The 17,072-nt window shown below is 69.7% G+C and carries 18 protein-coding genes and 1 pseudogene; 9 read left to right on the top strand and 10 right to left on the bottom strand.

Going from position 1 to position 17,072, the window contains the following annotated elements:
• Positions 1-51 precede the first annotated feature (51 nt).
• Positions 52-1,845, top strand: coding sequence for a YibE/F family protein (locus ACFCXS_RS26250; protein WP_376645771.1), 1,794 nt, complete (start codon positions 52-54; stop codon positions 1,843-1,845).
• Between the two features lie 129 nt (positions 1,846-1,974).
• Here the strand turns inward: ACFCXS_RS26250 and ACFCXS_RS26245 are convergent, their stop codons facing one another.
• The 4 genes from ACFCXS_RS26245 to ACFCXS_RS26230 form a co-directional block, all read right to left on the bottom strand.
• Positions 1,975-2,409, bottom strand: a complete 435-nt coding sequence (locus ACFCXS_RS26245) for an SsgA family sporulation/cell division regulator (RefSeq protein ID WP_104779090.1) — start codon at positions 2,407-2,409, stop codon at positions 1,975-1,977.
• A gap of 98 nt (positions 2,410-2,507) precedes the next feature.
• Positions 2,508-3,245 (bottom strand): IclR family transcriptional regulator, encoded by a 738-nt coding sequence (locus ACFCXS_RS26240; RefSeq protein WP_376645865.1) that lies wholly within the window; start codon positions 3,243-3,245, stop codon positions 2,508-2,510.
• A gap of 316 nt (positions 3,246-3,561) precedes the next feature.
• Positions 3,562-3,774 (bottom strand): DUF5326 family protein, encoded by a 213-nt coding sequence (locus ACFCXS_RS26235; RefSeq protein WP_020271174.1) that lies wholly within the window; start codon positions 3,772-3,774, stop codon positions 3,562-3,564.
• 165 nt (positions 3,775-3,939) lie between these two features.
• Positions 3,940-4,257 (bottom strand): cupin domain-containing protein, encoded by a 318-nt coding sequence (locus tag ACFCXS_RS26230; protein ID WP_344460577.1) that lies wholly within the window; start codon positions 4,255-4,257, stop codon positions 3,940-3,942.
• A gap of 60 nt (positions 4,258-4,317) precedes the next feature.
• Between ACFCXS_RS26230 and ACFCXS_RS26225 the strand changes: the two genes are divergently transcribed.
• The 5 genes from ACFCXS_RS26225 to ACFCXS_RS26205 all read left to right on the top strand — a co-directional run bounded on the left by ACFCXS_RS26225 (position 4,318) and on the right by ACFCXS_RS26205 (position 8,136).
• Positions 4,318-4,695 (top strand): phage holin family protein, encoded by a 378-nt coding sequence (locus ACFCXS_RS26225; protein WP_376645770.1) that lies wholly within the window; start codon positions 4,318-4,320, stop codon positions 4,693-4,695.
• Between the two features lie 6 nt (positions 4,696-4,701).
• The gene (locus ACFCXS_RS26220) at positions 4,702-5,193 is read left to right on the top strand and encodes a low molecular weight protein-tyrosine-phosphatase (protein ID WP_376645769.1); all 492 of its coding nucleotides are present in this window, start codon (positions 4,702-4,704) and stop codon (positions 5,191-5,193) included.
• Positions 5,190-6,422, top strand: coding sequence for a cystathionine gamma-lyase (locus ACFCXS_RS26215; protein ID WP_376645768.1), 1,233 nt, complete (start codon positions 5,190-5,192; stop codon positions 6,420-6,422). Before ACFCXS_RS26220 ends, ACFCXS_RS26215 begins: the two co-directional genes overlap by 4 nt.
• Before the next feature lie 194 nt (positions 6,423-6,616).
• A complete protein-coding gene (locus ACFCXS_RS26210; RefSeq protein WP_376645767.1) occupies positions 6,617-7,522 on the top strand; it encodes a LysR family transcriptional regulator in 906 nt (301 codons plus the stop codon).
• A 131-nt stretch (positions 7,523-7,653) separates the two neighbouring features.
• Complete coding sequence (locus tag ACFCXS_RS26205; RefSeq protein WP_376645766.1) at positions 7,654-8,136, top strand: NUDIX domain-containing protein; 483 nt, start codon at positions 7,654-7,656, stop codon at positions 8,134-8,136.
• An 8-nt stretch (positions 8,137-8,144) separates the two neighbouring features.
• Here ACFCXS_RS26205 and ACFCXS_RS26200 read toward each other — a convergent pair whose 3' ends face one another.
• Positions 8,145-9,782, bottom strand: coding sequence for a globin domain-containing protein (locus ACFCXS_RS26200; protein ID WP_376645765.1), 1,638 nt, complete (start codon positions 9,780-9,782; stop codon positions 8,145-8,147).
• 569 nt (positions 9,783-10,351) lie between these two features.
• Between ACFCXS_RS26200 and ACFCXS_RS26195 the strand changes: the two genes are divergently transcribed.
• Entirely contained in the window at positions 10,352-11,215 is an 864-nt protein-coding gene (locus ACFCXS_RS26195; RefSeq protein ID WP_376645764.1) for a GNAT family N-acetyltransferase, read from the top strand.
• A 113-nt stretch (positions 11,216-11,328) separates the two neighbouring features.
• Here the strand turns inward: ACFCXS_RS26195 and ACFCXS_RS26190 are convergent, their stop codons facing one another.
• Positions 11,329-11,751, bottom strand: a complete 423-nt coding sequence (locus tag ACFCXS_RS26190; RefSeq protein WP_376645763.1) for a heme-binding protein — start codon at positions 11,749-11,751, stop codon at positions 11,329-11,331.
• Positions 11,752-11,829: 78 nt separating this feature from the next.
• Entirely contained in the window at positions 11,830-13,038 is a 1,209-nt protein-coding gene (locus tag ACFCXS_RS26185; protein ID WP_376645762.1) for an MFS transporter, read from the bottom strand.
• A gap of 141 nt (positions 13,039-13,179) precedes the next feature.
• On the opposite strand from ACFCXS_RS26185, the gene ACFCXS_RS26180 reads away from it, so the two are divergent.
• Both ACFCXS_RS26180 and ACFCXS_RS26175 read left to right on the top strand, forming a co-directional pair.
• On the top strand, positions 13,180-13,644 hold the full coding sequence (locus ACFCXS_RS26180; protein ID WP_376645761.1) for a MarR family winged helix-turn-helix transcriptional regulator: 465 nt from the start codon (positions 13,180-13,182) through the stop codon (positions 13,642-13,644).
• Positions 13,645-13,707: 63 nt separating this feature from the next.
• Positions 13,708-14,160 (top strand): GNAT family N-acetyltransferase, encoded by a 453-nt coding sequence (locus tag ACFCXS_RS26175; RefSeq protein WP_376645760.1) that lies wholly within the window; start codon positions 13,708-13,710, stop codon positions 14,158-14,160.
• A 58-nt stretch (positions 14,161-14,218) separates the two neighbouring features.
• Here the strand turns inward: ACFCXS_RS26175 and ACFCXS_RS26170 are convergent, their stop codons facing one another.
• From ACFCXS_RS26170 to ACFCXS_RS26160, 3 genes and pseudogenes are all read right to left on the bottom strand, one after another.
• Positions 14,219-15,604, bottom strand: coding sequence for a serine hydrolase domain-containing protein (locus ACFCXS_RS26170; RefSeq protein ID WP_376645759.1), 1,386 nt, complete (start codon positions 15,602-15,604; stop codon positions 14,219-14,221).
• Positions 15,605-15,694: 90 nt separating this feature from the next.
• Complete coding sequence (locus tag ACFCXS_RS26165) at positions 15,695-16,537, bottom strand: alpha/beta fold hydrolase (protein ID WP_376645758.1); 843 nt, start codon at positions 16,535-16,537, stop codon at positions 15,695-15,697.
• A pseudogene (locus ACFCXS_RS26160) lies at positions 16,534-16,938 on the bottom strand (TetR-like C-terminal domain-containing protein); the annotation flags it as partial. The gene ACFCXS_RS26165 and the pseudogene ACFCXS_RS26160, both read right to left, overlap by 4 nt.
• Positions 16,939-17,072 lie beyond the last annotated feature (134 nt).

Below are 17,072 nucleotides of genomic sequence, written 5' to 3'. Positions count from 1 at the left end.
ATTCTGGCGCGGTGAACAGAGGGCCCCCCTCGTTCTTGCGATGATCGGGCGGTGACCACGACTCAGCGCCCCTCCTTCCCACCGCCCGAGCCGCGCCGCGGTTCCGGCGCCGGAACCGGCAACGGCCGTGGTGACGGCCGTGATTTCGCCGCCGGGGCCGGGCGGGGAGGGGCCATGGGGCAAGGGTCGGCCCGGGGGCAGGGCCCTGAGCTCGGGTACGGACAGGACGCGGGGTTCGGGCCTGGGCAGGACACGGGGTTCGGGCCTGGGGGCCGCGGTGGGTACGGGCCGGGCCCCGGACAGGGCACCGATGGTGGGTACGGATCAGGACCCGCTGGAGGTGGCGGTCACGGCGGAGGCGGTCACGGCGGAGGCGGTCACGGCGGAGGCGGTCACGGCGGAGGCGGTGGAGACGGCCCCGGTCACGGCAGCGGACAGAGTCATGGACAGGGCGGTGGCTACGGGCACGACCACGGTCAGGGCGACGACGGGCACAGCCACGGTCACGGCGGTGGTGACGGTCACGGCCACGGCTCCGGCTCGGGTGGCGGGCACGGGCATTCACACAGCCACGGTCCGGCCACGCCTGTCTCGCTGCATCTGCGCAAGGTCATCGCGGCGATCCTGATCCCGTTCGCCGCTGCCGTGCTGGTCGGTCTCGCCGTGCTGTGGCCGGGCGGCGCTCCGGAACACCAGCGCACCGGCGTCGGTTTCGACCGGCAGACGCAGGACGCCACCGTCACCAAGGTGGTCGAGGTGAGCTGCAAGGCGGCCGGTGCTTCGGGCGTACCGCCCACCGGTGACACCTCCACGGCGGAGGGCTCCTCCGCGGTGCAGGAGGAGAAGGGCACCTGCAAGCGGGCGACGATCCGGGTCGACAGCGGCGACGACAAGGGCCGTACGTTCACCGAGATCGTCCAGCCCGATCAGTCACGCCAGCTGCACGAGGGCCAGGAGGTCGTGGTCGCCTACGAGCCGTCGGCGCCGAAGGACCTGCAGTACTCGGTCACCGACATCAACCGCCGTCTGCCCATGGCGCTGCTCGCGGGCATCTTCGCCGTGGCCGTGGTGGTCGTGGGGCGGATGCGGGGTGTCATGGCGCTGGTCGCCCTGGCCATCAGTTTCATGGTGCTGAACTTCTTCATCCTGCCCGCGATCCTGCAGGGCTCCAACCCGCTGGTCGTGGCGGTGGTCGGAGCGAGCGCCATCATGCTCATCGCCCTGTACCTGTGTCACGGCCTGTCCGCCCGGACGTCCGTGGCGGTGCTCGGCACCCTCATCTCACTGCTGCTGATCGGCGTCCTCGGCTCGGTCTTCATCGACTGGGCCGCCCTGACCGGGAACACGGACGACAACACCGGCCTGATCCACGGCCTCTACCCGACGATCGACATGAGCGGTCTGCTGCTGGCCGGTGTCATCATCGGCTCGCTCGGCGTACTCGACGACGTGACGGTCACGCAGACCTCGGCGGTCTGGGAACTGCACGAGGCCAACCCGGCGATGGGCTGGCGGGGCCTCTACCGCGCGGGCATCAGGATCGGCCGCGACCACATCGCCTCGGTCGTCAACACGCTCGTCCTCGCCTACGCGGGTGCCGCGCTGCCCCTGCTGCTGCTGTTCTCCATCGCGCAGAGCAGCGTGGGAACCGTCGCCAACAGCGAGCTGGTCGCGGAGGAGATCGTGCGTACGCTGGTCGGTTCGATCGGCCTGGTCGCCTCGGTGCCGGTCACCACCGCCCTGGCGGCGCTGGTGGTCTCGGCCGACCGCCCCGGCTCGGAACCCGCCCCGGAGGCCTCCGCGGTCCCGGTCCGCGGGGGGAGGGGCAGGCGCCGCAAGCGCTGACGCGGTGAGAGCCCGGAGCGTCGCGCCGGGCCGGAGGAAAGATCGTAGGACGATCGCAGGAAGAAGCGTTCCTGCGCAGCTCGGCGGCGTCCGGTGAAGCGTTACTCCACCGTGCCGCCGGGCCATGTCTCAGCCCGCACTCTGCTCGGCGAGGATGCGGTCCAAGGCCTCGTCGAGGTGGGCGTCGAAGTCGGCGAGCGAGCCCTCCTGGCCCAGCGGCACCAGCTTGTCCGTACGGTCGAGGAAAGCGACGAGCGGTGCCGTGGACGAACGGAACAACGCCTGGTCACTGCCCACCTGAAGCCGGATCAACACCTCGCCCAAGGCGTCGGGTTCGACAGGCGTGACGCGCACATCGCCCTCCCCGCACGGCCGGCCGACCCCGTCGATCAGCAACTCCCGTCCGAAAGCCCACGTCACCGGGGCGTCACCGGGCAAGTGGAACGTCAGCCGGACGGCATAGGGATCACTGGACTCATAGCGCAGCTCCACCGGAATGCGGAAGGAGAGCTCCTCGGACACGAGAAAGCTCATCATGACCTCTGCTTGTACGGACTCGCGCATCGATAACCCCGTCAATCGCCGTTACTGGCCGGGAACGAACCTCTGACACTTGGTGGAATCTTGCTGAACGTACACAGCAGATCACAAGGAGTGAGTTTTCACATACTGATAGAGAGCGCGAGTGAGCCGAGCAACTGCCCCATCCCGGCCTGCAACTGCCGGGCCGCGGGCAGCAGCCGGTCGGCCTGGTGTGCGGGGAGTGAGATGGCCATCGTCGCTGCCGTGGTGCCGAGGGTGAGGGGGATCGCGGCACAGACGGCGCCGAGGGCGTACTCCTGGCGCTCGGTCACCGGCTCCATCCGCCGGATCCGCTCCAGTCGCCTGAGCAGGCTGTGGTTGTCGCGCACCGTGTAGGGCGTGAGGGGCTGCACGGGGTAGCGGTCGAGGTGGTCACGGCGGGTCTCCTCGTCCAGTTGGGACAGCAGGCACTGCCCGATGGCGTGCGCGTGCCCGGTTTCCCGGAAGTCGGCCCATTCCTCGACCGCGGGGTTGACGGGGGTGTCGGAGACGCACATGACCTCGATCTCGCCCTCGCGGTAGACCGCGTAGTACACGGGCACGCCCAGGGCGTCCCGCCAGCGAGCGAGGGCGTCGACGATCGTGCTGCGACGTTTCTGCCGCGCCCCGCTGCTGCTCAGCCGCTCGGCCGCCTCACCGAGGAAGAACAGGCCCTTGTCCCGGCGCAGATAGCCCTCGTGCACGAGCGTACGCAGCAGGTGGTACGTCGTGGGCAGCGCCAGCCCGGTCTCACGGGCCAGTTGCTTGGCCGGGGCGCCGTACTCGTGCGCGGCGACGGTCTCGAGCAGACGCATCGCGCGCTGCACGGAGCCGATCAGGGTCGGCGGAGACGGTGCGGCAGCCGGAGGCTGCGGCCCGGCGGGCACCGCCGAGCGGGGTTGCGCGGGGACGGTGCGGAGGTGGACGGGTGCGGTGTCAGCCGGGACCAAGGGGCTCTCCCGAAGCGCGAGGGACAGACCCGTGCGGGGAACACGGGTGGGGGTGAATGCCGCTCGCGGGGAAGTCCCCGCGTCGATTTCCGGACTCTATTCGCCTGCCACCGCGTGCAGACCGCCCCGCCGGGAAACTTCCCCCGCCCGAGGGAACCGGTGATTCCAGGCGTTTCCCGCTACCCCCACCGGTTTCCCACCGGTCTCACCAGTCGCTGCGCGACGAGGAGCTCGACGTGAACTTGCGTACGACGTAGATCAGTCCGCCGACCAGGGCCACGAAGACCAGCACCTTGAAGAGCAGTCCGATGACGAACCCGACCACGCTGGCGATCAGCCCGCCGAACACGACCAGGGCGATGACCGGCACCGCGATCCACTTCACCCACCACGGCAGTCCCGTGAAGATCTCTCGCATCGCCCTCGTCCTTACCTCTCCGCCCGTTCGGGTGCCGGGTCCTGTCGGTCCTGTCGGATCTCTGATGTCCTGCACTCGATGCTAGGTCCGGGAGGGGGTCGAACGGGTGCCTCGCATCCCTTGTCCTCCCCTGACCGACCCCCTAGGGAACCCTGAGACGCCGCGTCAGCTCTCGGGCGGAGAGAAGACCACCAGCACCCTCAGGTCCTCGGTGATGTGGTGGAACTTGTGGGCGACGCCCGCCGGCACGTAGATCACACTGCCGCGCGCCACCTGGGTCGTCTCCAGGCCGACGGTGATCGCGGCCCGGCCGCTCACAATGAAGTAGACCTCGTCCTGATTGTGCGGCTTCTGTGGATCCTGATCGCCCGCGTCGAGGGCGTACAAGCCGACCGACATGTTCTGCTCCCGCAGAAACTGCAGGTAGGCGCCCTCGTTGGCGGCGCGCTCCGCCTCCAGTTCATCCAGCCGGAATGCTTTCATCGCCTTGTCCGCCCCTGCCTCTTGTGCCCGTGTCCGATCAGGTCTGCCACGATCAGACACATGAAGAATTTCCTAGTCAAGACGATCGCGAACGCGGGCGCCCTGGCGGTCGCCGTATGGCTGCTCGACAAGATCACCCTGACCGGTGACAGCACGGGCAAGGAGATCGCCACCCTGATCATCGTGGCGCTGCTCTTCGGCCTGGTGAACTTCCTGGTCAAGCCGGTGGTCAAGCTCCTCAGCCTGCCGCTGCTGATATTGACCCTCGGTCTGTTCACGCTGGTCGTCAACGCGCTGATGCTGTTGCTCACCTCGTGGCTGGCGGACAAGCTCGACCTGAGCTTCCACGTGGACGGCTTCTGGACGGCTGTCGTGGGTGGCCTGATCATCTCGGTCGTCTCCTGGGCGCTGCACGTCATCCTGCCCGACGGGGACTGAGCGGACATGACGTACCGGGTCTGCTTCGTCTGCACGGGCAACATCTGCCGCTCGCCGATGGCCGAGATCGTGTTCCGCGCGCGGGTGGCCGAGGCCGGTCTCGACGAGCTGGTGGAGGTCGACAGCGCCGGTACGGGCGGCTGGCACGAGGGCGACGGCGCCGACCCGCGCACCATGGCCGTCCTGGAGGACAACGGATACCCGGGCGGCCACACGGCCCGGCAGTTCCGGTCGTCGTGGTTCTCCCGCCTCGACCTCGTGATCGCCCTCGACTCCGGCCATCTCGGGGCCCTGCGCCGCCTCGCGCCCACCGAGCAGGACGCGGAGAAGGTACGGCTGCTCCGCTCCTACGACCCTGACGCCGGCGACGACCTCGACGTACCGGACCCCTACTACGGGGGCATGGACGGCTTCGAGGAATGCCTTGAGATGGTGGAAGCGGCGAGCACCGGTCTGCTCGCCGCAGTGCGCGAGGACGTGGAGGGACGGGCGGCATGAGTGATTCCGCGACGGGTGCCGGACACGGCGGGGCGGCCGGCGCGTCGGGTGCCGGAAACGGCGGGGCCGGCGCGTCGGGTGCCGGGGGCGAGGTGACGGGCGCCGCGGGCGCCGGTGACGGCACGCGTGCGGTGCGGGCCGGGCTTCCCGAGCCGGTGAAGCACGAGCCCACCCTGCCCGGCCCGGTGTTCGCGGCCCACTTCCATCTCCCCGGCGAGCCGACGGGTCCCTACACGTACGGCCGCGACGAGAACCCGACGTGGACGCTGCTGGAACGCGCCGTCGGCGAACTGGAGGCGCCCGGCCGGGACGACGCCCGGACGCTCGTCTTCGCCTCGGGCATGGCGGCGATCTCGGCGGTGCTCTTCTCCCAGCTGCGCACCGGCGACGTGTGTGTCCTGCCCGATGACGGCTACCAGGCACTGCCGCTGGTCCGCGCTCAGCTGGAGGCGTACGGCATCGAGGTGCGCACGGCGCCCACCGGCGGGGACGCCCAGCTCGACGTCCTCGACGGTGCGCGGCTGCTGTGGATCGAGACTCCTTCCAATCCCGGGCTCGACGTGTGTGACATCAGGCGGCTCTCCGAAGCGGCACACGCGCGTGGTGCCCTGGTCGCCGTCGACAACACCCTCGCGACACCGCTCGGCCAGCGTCCGCTGGAACTCGGTGCCGATTTCTCGGTGGCCAGCGGCACCAAGCAGCTCACCGGCCACGGCGATGTCCTCCTCGGCTACGTGGTCGGCCGGGACGCCGAGGCCATGGCTTCCGTACGCCGCTGGCGCAAGATCGTCGGCGCGATTCCCGGGCCCATGGAGGCCTGGCTCGCGCACCGTTCGATCGCGACGCTCCAGATGCGGGTCGACCGGCAGAGCGCGACGGCCCTGGCGGTCGCGAAGGCGCTGCGCGAGCGGCCCGAGGTGGAGGGGCTGCGCTATCCCGGACTGCCCGACGACCCCTCCCACGCGATCGCCGCGCGGCAGATGCGGCGCTTCGGCTGTGTCGTGTCGTTCACGCTGCCCACCCGCGCGCGTGCCGACCGGTTCCTCGACGCGCTGCGTCTCGTGGACGACGCGACGAGCTTCGGCGGGGTGCGGTCCACGGCCGAACGGCGTGGCCGCTGGGGCGGAGACGCTGTGCCTGAGGGCTTCATCCGGCTGTCGGTGGGCGCCGAGGATCCCGAGGACCTGGTGGCGGATGTGATGGGCGCGCTGGACGAGTCGGCCGCCTGACCAGCGTCACGGACGGTCCGAGCCTCCCCCCTCGTGGCTCGGACCGTCCTCCGGTTCCGCGCGCAAGAACCGCGCGACCAAGGCTAGTTGACTCTCTGTCAGTGTCCAATCACAGTAGCGACAGAGACCTATCGACTTATTTATAGTTGGGCACGGCCGGGGCAGGGAGCAGGAGCCGAAGAGGGGAGTGCGCGGTGGATCTGGCCTTGCTTCGGACCTTCGTGACCGTGCACCGGGCCGGCTCCTTCACCCGCGCCGCCGCCCTGCTCGGCCTCTCCCAGCCCGCTGTCACCTCGCAGATACGGACGCTGGAACGGCAGCTGGGCCGCCCTCTGTTCCTGCGGCAGGCCCGTGGCGTGACCCCGACGAGCATCGGCGACGAGCTCGCCCACAAGGCCGCACCCCATCTCGACGCCCTGGTGGAGATCACCGAGACCGGCCTCGACGACGACTCCTCCTTACGGACACTGCACCTCGCGGGTCCTTTGGAGTTCACCGCGGAACGAGCCCTGCCTGCCCTCACGGAGCTGACCGGCGAGGACGGCCAGGGCTTCGCCTTGCGCGTTTCCTTCGGGACCGCCGAGGAAACGCTGGAAGGGCTTTCCGCCGGGCACCATGATCTGGCCATCAGCACGGCCCAGCCCCGCGGCGCCCTGCTCACGGCGACTGCGCTCTGCGACGAGGAGCACGTTCTGGTCGCCGCCCCGCGCTGGTCCGAGCAGATCGGGACCGGGCAGCTCGACCGCAGGCCGGAACCGGCGCTCGAGAAGCTGCCGGTGGTGGAGGTGCACGAGTCGCTGCCGTTCGTCTCCCGCTACTGGGCCTCCGTCTTCGACTCGCACCCGGCCGCCCCGGGCACCGTGATCGTCCCCGACCTTCGTGCGGTCCTGGCCTGCACGGTCGCCGGCGCCGGCCTGGCGGTGCTGCCCCGCTATCTGTGCGCCGCGGCGCTGGAACGGGGCGATGTCGTCGCGCTGCACGAGCCGGATGTGCCGCCGCTGCGGACGTACTTCCTGGTCGTGCGGACCGGGACGCTCGCGATGCCCCATATCGCGCGCGCTCACGACTGGTTGCTGAGGTCCTCGGCCGACTGGTGCTGAGGTGCTCGCAGACGTTCACCGGGGTGCACTGGCGTGAGCTGTGGGCGCTCGGGGCGGTGCCTCACTCTGGGAGCTCGACCGGTGACTTTTCGCGATGTTTCACGTGGAACCAGCCGGGCCACATTTCACACATGACCGTCCGACCCGTGGTCAAGCGCACCGCCCGCGCCGTTCTGCTGGACGGAGCCGACCTGATCCTGATCAAGCGCACCAAGCCGGGCGTGGATCCCTACTGGCTCACCCCCGGTGGCGGAGTCGAGCCCAGTGACTCCACCGTCGTCGATGCCCTGCACCGCGAGGTGTACGAAGAGCTCGGCGCGAAGATCACCGATGTGGTGCCCTGCTTCGTGGACACCATGGAACACATCGGAGCGGACGGCGGCGCGACCGGGGTGAAGGTGCAGCACTTCTTCGTCTGCCGTCTGGAGTCCATGGACCCCTCTCTGCGCCACGGCCCCGAGGTGGACGAGCCGGTCGGCGAGTACGAGATCGTGCGCGTGCCCTTCACCCGGGTCGGGATCGCTTCCGTCCACCTCGTGCCGCTGTCGCTGCGCCACTACCTGGACGGCAATATCGAGGGCGTGCTCGCCATGCACGCTCCCGACCTGGGCTGAGACGCCTGTCAGCTTCCGGCCGCGACGAGTTCCTCTACGGAGTCGTGCCGTATGCGGTCCGAGGGGATACCGATGTCCCGCAGGGCGTCCACACCGCTGCGGATCATCCCGGGCGGGCCCGAGAGGTAGGCGTCGAACTGGTCCCACGGCCCATAGGTGCGTATGGCGTCCGGCAGCTGCAGGTGCGCCTGCTGGTCGATGATCGCGCGGACCGAGAGCCAGGGGTGGGTCTGCTGGAGGCGGAGCATGGTGTCGATGTCGTACAGGTCGTGATCGGTGCGGGCACCGTAGAAGACCTCGACCGAGCGGCGGTCCCCGTGCTCGGCGACATCCTCGACCAGGGCCTTGATGGGCGCTATGCCCGTGCCGCCGCCCAGGCAGAGCAGGCCGTTGTCGGTGGTGTGGTCGACGGTCATGGAACCCGCGGGCGGGCCGAGCCGGATGATGTCGCCAGGGCGGGCGCGGTGCACCAGGGCGTTGGAGACCCAGCCGGCCGGTACGGCTTTGACGTGGAACGACAGCAGACCGTCGGACCGGGGCGCCGACGCGAAGGAGTAGTGCCGCCAGATCCGCGGCCACCAAGGCGTCTCGACGCTCGTGTACTGCCCGGCGAGGAACGGGTACGGCTGGTCGGGCCGGACGGTGACCACCGCGACATCCGGCGTTCTCAGGTCGTGCGTGACGATCTCGGCGTACCACCAGGCCGGGGCACGTAGTTCGTCCGCGGCCGCCGCGTCGATCATGACCTGGGAGATCGTGGTGTAGGCCCGGATCCAGGCCGCTTCCGTCTCCGGGTTCCACACCCCGGCGGCGTACTTGCTCAGCGCGCCGATGAGGCACTCGCCGACGGCCGGGTAGTGCTCGGGGCGCGTCCCGTACTTGCGGTGGCCGCGGCCGAGTTTTTGCAGGTAGTCGACGAGGACGTCCTTGTTGTCGATGTGCTCGGCGGCCGTGAGCAGCGCTCTGAGGAGGCGGTCCCGCTGGGTGTCCATCGCGGCGGGGAAAAGTGACCGCAGGTCGGGATGGCGGACGAACAGCAGGGCGTAGAAGTACGAGGTGACCTTGTCGGCGACCGGCGCGACCTCGGCCATCGTGCGGCGGATGAGAAGGGCGTCAGGGGAGCCCTCTTCGGCCGGTGCGGTGGCAGCCTGGCTCGACGGTGGCACCGATACGTGCTCTTGGACGGGAACCCGCTGTTCGGGGACAGTGCGGGGCGGGGCAACGGCGGAGGCGAAGGGCGTCGGGGTGAGCGCCGTGGGGGCGGGACCTGGCGACGAGACGGTGGTGGGGCCGGACGCCGCGGCGGGGGACGGAGCGTGCTGTACGGCCGGAGGGGTGGGCGTGGGTATCGCGTCCGGATGTTCGCGCCCTTGGTCGGGCCCGTCGGTGCGCGGGCTGCCGGACGGCGAGCCGGGGGGTCCGGAGTGGGCGTCTGCCGGTTCCTCCGGGAGGGACCCGGGCCTGCCTACCGGGCGTACCGTGGCCGGTCGGCGCGCTTCCGGCGTGCTGTCCGGTACCCCGGCGTCGGTGTCCGGTGCCGGCGTCGGGTTCTTGCGGGGCGTGAACCAGTCGCCCCCGCCGCCAGAAGTGCCGTTGTCGGCCGACGTGGTGGTCGGAGCGTCCATGGTGTGCCTCGCCTCGAGCATCTTTCGGTCGGTCTGCGCACTTCCGAAGTCGGAAGGTGCCTGCTTCCCCCGTGGACGGTCTCGTTCCCATCCTTGTCGCGGCCAATGCGGCCACATTCAACCCGTATTCCGGCTCCGTACGGACAAGTAAGGCGAGAGTGTGACATTGGCCGCAGTGACTCTCATCGAGCTTCCCACCCGCCTGACCGCTTCCGACGTATACCCGGAAACGCGGGTCTTCGATCTCTCCGTCCCGTTAGGCTGCATTGCCCTGCACTACCCCAAACGGGACAGGGTGTCCCGTCCCGGATGCGAACCGGACTCGACCCTACCGGCCACTGCCGTGCACACAAGTCCCCCCTCCTCTCGCCACGAATACGGGCACGACGCGAACAGCCGGGTCGGTCAACCATGAGGCCGGAAAGCCCCGTTCAGCGTCCCGGCCGGGCGCCTGGCGTTCTTACCTGTTTCACGTGAAACATCCGGCATCGGTCCCCGCGCTGAGCGGGCGGCGACAACTGGCCAAAAGCTCGCACGTCTGCGCTGAAACAGGTGGACGTCAGGGGTCCTGGTCGGACAGCCTGACCTGCGTGCCGACTCCTTCCCTTGCCTCATTGCCCATCCGTCGTCTGACGCTCCACGACCAGGCCGCCTGCGCCGACTTGTCCGAGGACCAGGGGTGGCCGCGGGAGGAGCACAAATGGGGCTTCCTCCTCACGGCCGGGAAGGGCTACGGCATGGACGACCCCGAGGGTGGCCTGGTGAGCGCCTGTGTCGTCACCGAGTACGGACCGCAGGACCCCGCCCTCGCCGCGATCGGCATGGTCCTGGTCGCCGCACGGCATGCCCGGCAGGGCGTGGGACGCCGTCTGATGCGTCACGTCGTCTCAGCGATGGGCACCACGCCCCTCACCCTGCACGCGACGCCGAACGGCCGCCCTCTCTACGAGGAACTCGGCTTCAAGGTCACGGGACGGGCCGAGATGGTCCGCGGGCACTTCACTCCCGGTGGACCGGAGCCTGAGGTGGCCACCCGCGCCGCGACCGCCGAGGACCTCCCCGCGATCCTCCGTCTCGACGAGCAGGTGTTCGGGAGCGACCGCACCCACATCGTCACCCGGCTGCCGGCCTTCGCCGACCAGCTGCGCGTGGCCGAGGAGAGCGGACAGATCATCGGGTACGCGGCTGCCTGGCCCAACATGGACACCCACGTCGTCGGGCCGCTCATCGCGCGCGACACGTCGGTGGCCCGGGCTCTCATCTCCTCCCTCGCCGCCCGCACCGACCGTCCCCTGCGCACGGACATCGACGTGCGGCACGAGGAGCTCCTCGCGTGGGTGAAGGAGCGCGGCCTGCAACGCATCGCCTTCAACTCGGTGATGACCTACGGGATCGCGGAGTTGCCCGGCGACTGGAGCCGGCGGTTCGCGCCGGTGACGGTCGCGGCGGGCTGACAAGCCTCGATACGACGACGCCGGCTCCCCGCACAGGGAACCGGCCGTCTCGATACGACGACGCCGGCTGCCCGGGAACAGGGAACCGGCGTCGTCGCGCTGCGGGGACCGGGTCAGGCGAGAACCTCCACGGCGGCCCTGGCGAAGCCGTGATCCTGCTCCGGTGCGCCACCGCCGACGCCTATCGCGCCGATCAGCCGGCCGTCGCGGTGCACCGGTACGCCTCCGGCGATGAACAGCAGCGGCCGGTCGAGCGCTGTCGGCAGCGTGTGGAAGAGGCCTCCGGGCTGCACCGCGTCCACCAGGTCGGCGGTCGGCGCGTTCAACTGGAGGGCCGTGTAGGCCTTGCGGGTGCTGGTCTCGCCGGAGATCAGCACGGCTCGGTCGTCACGCCGGAAGGCGAGCAGCTGTCCCCCCGCGTCCAGAACAGTGACGCTGACGGTGACGCCTGCGGCCTCGGCGGCACGGTGGGCAGCGGCCACGAGGACGTCGGCGTCCTGGGTGGTCAGCGGGGCGACTGCGGTGGTGGTGCTCATGAAGGGGTTCTCCTGAAGGACTGACGGTCGTTCCGGATCGTGGGGCCGTCGGGGGCAGGTCGGGGGCGCTTCGGTTGCTCAGTGGTGGACTGCAGCACGCCGCTCGGCTCGGGCGGCTCCCGTGATGACGGTGCCGGGGCCACCGGCGCGACGCTCCAGGGCAGCCGAGAGGAAGGCCAGGACCAGGGCGCCGGCGGCGAGGGCGGCACCGACCCAGTTGGGGGCGGTGTAGCCGAGGCCCGCCGCGATCACCAGGCCACCGAGCCAGGCGGAGAGCGCGTTGCCGAGGTTGAAGGCGCCGATGTTCACCGCGGAGGCCAGGGTCGGGGCGCCGTGCGCCTGGTCGAGAACGCGCTTTTGCAGCGGCGGCACGGTGGCGAAGCCCAGAGCACCGATCAACGTGATGGTGATCGCCGAGAGCAGCTTGTCGTGGGCGGTGAGGGTGAACAGCGCCAGGACGACTGCCAGGGCACCCAGGGAGACGTACAGCATGGGCATCAGGGCGCGGTCGGCGAACCTGCCGCCTACCAGGTTGCCGCCGACCATGCCGAGGCCGAAGAGGACCAGCAGCCAGGTGACGGAGCCGTCGGCGAAGCCCGCGACGTGGGTCATCATCGGCGCGATGTACGTGATGGCCGCGAAGACACCGCCGAAGCCCAGAACGGTCATGGCCATCGCCAGGAGAACCTGCACGTTCTTGAACGCGGCCAGCTCGTGCCGCAGGTGCACCCCCTCCGCCTTGGGCATGTCGGGGACGAGCCGGGCGATGCCCGCCAGGCCGACGACGCCGAGGGCGGCGACGATGCCGAAGGTCACCCGCCAGCCGACGGACTGCCCGACGAGTGTGCCCAGCGGGACACCGACGACGTTGGCGACGGTCAGACCGGTGAACATCATGGCGATGGCACCGGCCTTCTTGTCCGGGGCGACGAGGTCCGCCGCGACGACCGACCCGATGCCGAAGAAGGCGCCGTGGGCCAGCGAGGCGACGATCCGGCCGATCAGCATGACGGAGAAGGCGGGGGCGAAGGCCGAGAGCAGATTCCCCAGGATGAAGAGGCCCATCAGCAGCATCAGCATCCGCTTGCGGGAGATCTTGGTCCCGAGCACGGTCATCAGCGGCGCGCCGAACATGACGCCGAGCGCGTAGCCGGTCACCAGGTAGCCGGCGAGAGGGATGGAGACCCCGTAGTCGGACGCGACCTCGGGCAGCAAGCCCATGATCACGAATTCCGTCGTTCCGATCCCGAAGGCCCCGATCGCGAGGGCCAGAAGCGCGAGAGGCATGGAGGGGTTACCTTCCCAGAGATTGCAGGAGCGCTTAACGTGCGTCCACAATAGTTGCAGACGCGGGTAATAGGCAAGCGCCGTCAATTGCGGTCCTGCTCTATCCTGGGTGTCAGCCGCTCCGGGACGGAGGAAACGCCAATGACAGCGACGGACCCCGCGCTCACCGCTCTCGCCCAGAGCTGGTGCGCCCTCTCCCTTCTCCACGGGAGGATCGAGGCCGGCATCGAGCGCGCCCTGCAGGCCGGGCACGACCTCAGCGCGCGCGAGTACTCCCTGCTGGACGTGCTCAGCCGGCAGCACGACGGGGACGGGGGCCATCTGCAGATGAAGCAGGTCGCCGACGCGGTCGTTCTCAGCCAGAGCGCCACCACGCGCCTGGTCACCCGGCTCGAAGACCGGGGCCTCCTGGAGCGCTACCTGTGCCCCACCGACCGTCGGGGCATCTACACCAACGTCACCGCGGCCGGCCTCAAGTTGCTGGAAGCGGCGCGTCCGACCAATGACGCCGCCCTGCGCGAGGCCCTCGACGAAGCGGCGAAGAATCCCGAGCTGGCACCGCTGGTCCGGGTCGTGGAGACGCTGAAGGCTCCGGTGCCCGCATAGGGCGCACGAGCACGCGCCGACGTGCGGCATCTGCGCACCGGTGGCAGTGCGTAAGGTGCGGTCATGGGAGATCTCGAGATACGTGCCGCCGCTGCCCACGACGTCTCCGCGATCGTCGCCATGCTCGCGGACGACCCACTGGGCGCACAGCGCGAGTCGCCTGACGACCTCACCCCGTACCTGGCCGCGCTGGAGCGGCTCAGCACCGACCCGAACCAGCACCTGGTCGTAGCGGTCCGGGAGGACAGGGTCGTCGGCACACTCCAGCTCACGATCATTCCCGGTCTCTCCCGGCGCGGTGCGACCCGGTCGATCGTCGAAGGGGTACGCATCCACGCCGACGAGCGCGGCAGCGGCCTGGGAACCCAGCTCATCGAGTGGGCGATCGAAGAATCCCGGAACGAGGGGTGTCAGTTGGTCCAGCTGACCTCTGACAAGACCCGCGCCGACGCCCACCGCTTCTACGAGCGGCTCGGGTTCACGGCCTCCCACACGGGCTTCAAGCTCCCGCTGTGACCGAGATGCGTGGGCGTCGTGTTTCACGTGAAACACGACGCCCACGCATCCCCGTGCGCTAACCGATTCCGCGCCATCCCTGAGGATCGACACCACCCGGCACAGAAGCACCCTCGTCGTACGGCTGACGCGTGAACACGAACGAACCGAGGTCCAGGTGACTCACGGACCCGTCCGGCCGCTGTACGGCCTTCAGAAGCTCGCCGGCGTAGTAGCCCTCCAGTCCCGTCCAGGTACCGTCGCCGTTCGCGCGGAACCGCGAGCGACGGCCTGTGCCGGTCAACGGCCCCATCGAGAGGAGCCCGTCGGCCGCCAGCCGCAGAGCGAAGGCGTGCGTTCCCCAGTACCACTGCCCCGTCAGCTCCAGCAGCGACCGATCGACATCACGGAGCGGCTTCCACGGTGCGGGGATACGCGGCTCGGCCTCGGCGACGATACGGACGAGGTCGGCGGCGAGGGGGAACAGCAGCGGTCCTGACGTGGAGTTGGCCAGGGCGATCGCCGCCACGTCGTCCTCGACACTGATCATGAGACACGCCAGGAAGCCGGGCAGCGACCCGGTGTGTCCGACAAGGGACCGCCCGTTCCGTCGCCGGATCTCCATGCCCATGCAGTAGGCGTAGCCGCTCGCCACATCCGCCGCTTCGTGGGGGGCGGACGGCGTCCTCATCTCCCTCACCGACCCGGCGCTCAGCACCCGCTCGTCGCCGTTGAGCAGGAAGGACGCGAACCGCGCCAAGTCATCTGTCGTCGACCAGAGCTGCCCGGCCGGGGCCATGCGCCCCAGATCCTCGATGGGTTCAGGAAGCATCACATCGGCCCAGGGATGTACCGCCCAGCCGCCCGCGTGGGGCGCCTGCGGCCGCGTGCCCGTGCGATGCAGCCCCAGAGGTTCGAGCACTTCACGCCGAAGGACGTCCTCCCAGGAAGCCCCGCGGAGCTTCTCGATGAGCGCGCCGAGCAGGGCGTAGCCCGGGTTCGAGTAGTGGAAGCGGCGGCCCGGCGGCGTCAGCAGGGGGCGATCACCCAGTACGTCGGCCAGCTCGGGCCGCAGGGATCCGGGGCTCCGCTCCCACCAAGGGCCCGGGGTCTCGGCTGCCAGTCCGCCTGTGTGCGCGAGCAGTTCAGCGACTGTCACCTCCCCCACGCCTGTGCCCGGCAGATGCTTCTCGAGCGGATCGCCCAGATCCAGAGCGCCCTCGTCGCGCAGCCGCAGCACGAGAACCGCCGTGAAGGTCTTGGTGATCGAACCGATCCGGTACTGCACGTTCTCGTCCGGCGCATGCCCCTCCACCGAGGTCCGCGCGCCCGTCCACACCGTCGCACCGTCCCGCACGACGGCGGCGACGAGCGAGGGAGCCCGCCCTTCGGCCTGCGCGACGGCGATCCGGTGCAACAGAGCGCGACGGGTTCCGGGAAGCAGTTCTCCGAGAGAAGTCGTCATGGCCCTAGTCCACCCGGCCGGGCAACCCTGCGTCGAGCACATTCGGGAGGGGCAATCGCCTCCGACGGAGTTGACCAGGTCATGCGCGATTCAGATCGAGGCTCGGAGGGCCTTCCGCAGGAACTCGCCGAACTCTGCGGGGTGCGTGGTCAGTCCGATGTGCCCGCCGGGGAAGTGCTGGAGCTCCGTGCCGAGACGCTCGGCCAGAAGAGCTGCCGAGCGGTAGGGCAGCTCGCCGCGTGAGTCGTGGCCACCGGTGATCACGAGCCGGTCCGACAGCCCTTCCAGCCGACGGATGTCAGGCGCGTAGGACATGAAGCCGGGCACGATCCGCCCGACGAAGTACGGCAGGTTGGCCATCGTCTGCTCGGCCCGCGCCGCTGCTTGGGGCGGAAGCTTGAGCTCGGCCTTCGGCTCGGTGGTGTCGCCGTCCTTCTTGAGGCCCGCAGCGAACACGGCCATCGCCGGCATGAGTCCTTGGGTGCGGAGCGTGTCCTGCACGTGTGCGATGAGTGCGCGGTGTTCAGCCGCGTCCGGCAGGACTTCCACTACTGGCGGCTCGTGCGCCACAACACGTGCGATGCGATCGGGGTGGGCGGTGAGCAGGTGCAGGGCGGCGATCGCGCCCGAACTGGCGCCGAATACTCGGGCAGGCTCGCCGGGCGACAGCATTTCCAGCATCCGAAACGCGTCATCGGCGTGCTCGGCCACCTGCTGCTCGGCGTCGGGGTCGTCCAGCGTGCTGCGGGACATGCCGCGCGGGTCGTAGGTCGCGACGGTGTATTCGGCGGCCAGGTCGTCGGCGATGCCGTCGAAGGAGGCCGCGCCGCCCGTTCCGCCGGAGATCAGCAGTAAGAGCGGGCCCTGGCCGCGCACTTCGTAGTGCAAGGTCGCGCCGTTCACGCGCAGGCTGCCGATGGTCGGATCAGTCATGAGGAGTCCCCTTCTCGGGATGGGGGCCAGTGCTCCAGGAGGGTGTGCAGGGCGTCGAGAGCACGGACCCAGGACTGCTGTGGCGAACGAGCCTGCGCGAACCCGCCCGTGGCCTCCAAGGCGACGAACCCGTGGAATGTGCTGCGCAGCAGCCGGACCGCGTCGGTCAGGTCGGGCTCGACCAGCCCGTAGCCGCGCAGTAAGCCGTAGGTCAGCTCGACCGCACGCCGTGGTCCGGGCGCCTTCGCGGCCAGCTCAGAGTCGATCTGGATCGGCTTCTGCGTAGCTGTGTAGCGGCCCGGATGCTTGTGTGCGTACTCCCGCCAGGCGTCTGCACAGGCCACCAGAGCGTCTCTTCCTGACAGGCCGGCAGTCGCCTCCGCGATGCGGATGGTCTTCTCGCTTTTAACCTAGGACTCCTAGGAAAACAATCGAGGGCGCAGCAACAGGGGACCTTGTGGCGGTGGGCCCGACCAGGTCGGGCCGTCGACAGCACAGTGCTCCCGTCGGCATGCCAACGGGAGCACTTCACGAA

Origin of the sequence: Streptomyces sp. NPDC056373 (genome assembly GCF_042262425.1) — a bacterium.
Classification (GTDB): Bacteria; Actinomycetota; Actinomycetes; order Streptomycetales; family Streptomycetaceae; genus Streptomyces.
Note: the sequence above shows the minus strand (reverse complement) of the source record. Positions and strands in the feature narration are given on the sequence as shown.

Bases quoted from the DNA above. Each gene is read 5' to 3' on its own strand.
- ACFCXS_RS26220 (WP_376645769.1), top strand. From the start codon at position 4,702: ATGACGTACCGGGTCTGCTTCGTCTGCACGGGCAACATCTGCCGCTCG.
- ACFCXS_RS26185 (WP_376645762.1), bottom strand. From the start codon at position 13,038: ATGCCTCTCGCGCTTCTGGCCCTCGCGATCGGGGCCTTCGGGATCGGA.
- ACFCXS_RS26225 (WP_376645770.1), top strand. From the start codon at position 4,318: ATGAAGAATTTCCTAGTCAAGACGATCGCGAACGCGGGCGCCCTGGCG.
- ACFCXS_RS26245 (WP_104779090.1), bottom strand. From the start codon at position 2,409: ATGCGCGAGTCCGTACAAGCAGAGGTCATGATGAGCTTTCTCGTGTCC.
- ACFCXS_RS26235 (WP_020271174.1), bottom strand. From the start codon at position 3,774: ATGCGAGAGATCTTCACGGGACTGCCGTGGTGGGTGAAGTGGATCGCG.
- ACFCXS_RS26200 (WP_376645765.1), bottom strand. From the start codon at position 9,782: ATGCTCGAGGCGAGGCACACCATGGACGCTCCGACCACCACGTCGGCC.
- ACFCXS_RS26180 (WP_376645761.1), top strand. From the start codon at position 13,180: ATGACAGCGACGGACCCCGCGCTCACCGCTCTCGCCCAGAGCTGGTGC.
- ACFCXS_RS26190 (WP_376645763.1), bottom strand. From the start codon at position 11,751: ATGAGCACCACCACCGCAGTCGCCCCGCTGACCACCCAGGACGCCGAC.
- ACFCXS_RS26165 (WP_376645758.1), bottom strand. From the start codon at position 16,537: ATGACTGATCCGACCATCGGCAGCCTGCGCGTGAACGGCGCGACCTTG.
- ACFCXS_RS26170 (WP_376645759.1), bottom strand. From the start codon at position 15,604: ATGACGACTTCTCTCGGAGAACTGCTTCCCGGAACCCGTCGCGCTCTG.
- ACFCXS_RS26205 (WP_376645766.1), top strand. From the start codon at position 7,654: ATGACCGTCCGACCCGTGGTCAAGCGCACCGCCCGCGCCGTTCTGCTG.
- ACFCXS_RS26230 (WP_344460577.1), bottom strand. From the start codon at position 4,257: ATGAAAGCATTCCGGCTGGATGAACTGGAGGCGGAGCGCGCCGCCAAC.
- ACFCXS_RS26175 (WP_376645760.1), top strand. From the start codon at position 13,708: ATGGGAGATCTCGAGATACGTGCCGCCGCTGCCCACGACGTCTCCGCG.
- ACFCXS_RS26215 (WP_376645768.1), top strand. From the start codon at position 5,190: ATGAGTGATTCCGCGACGGGTGCCGGACACGGCGGGGCGGCCGGCGCG.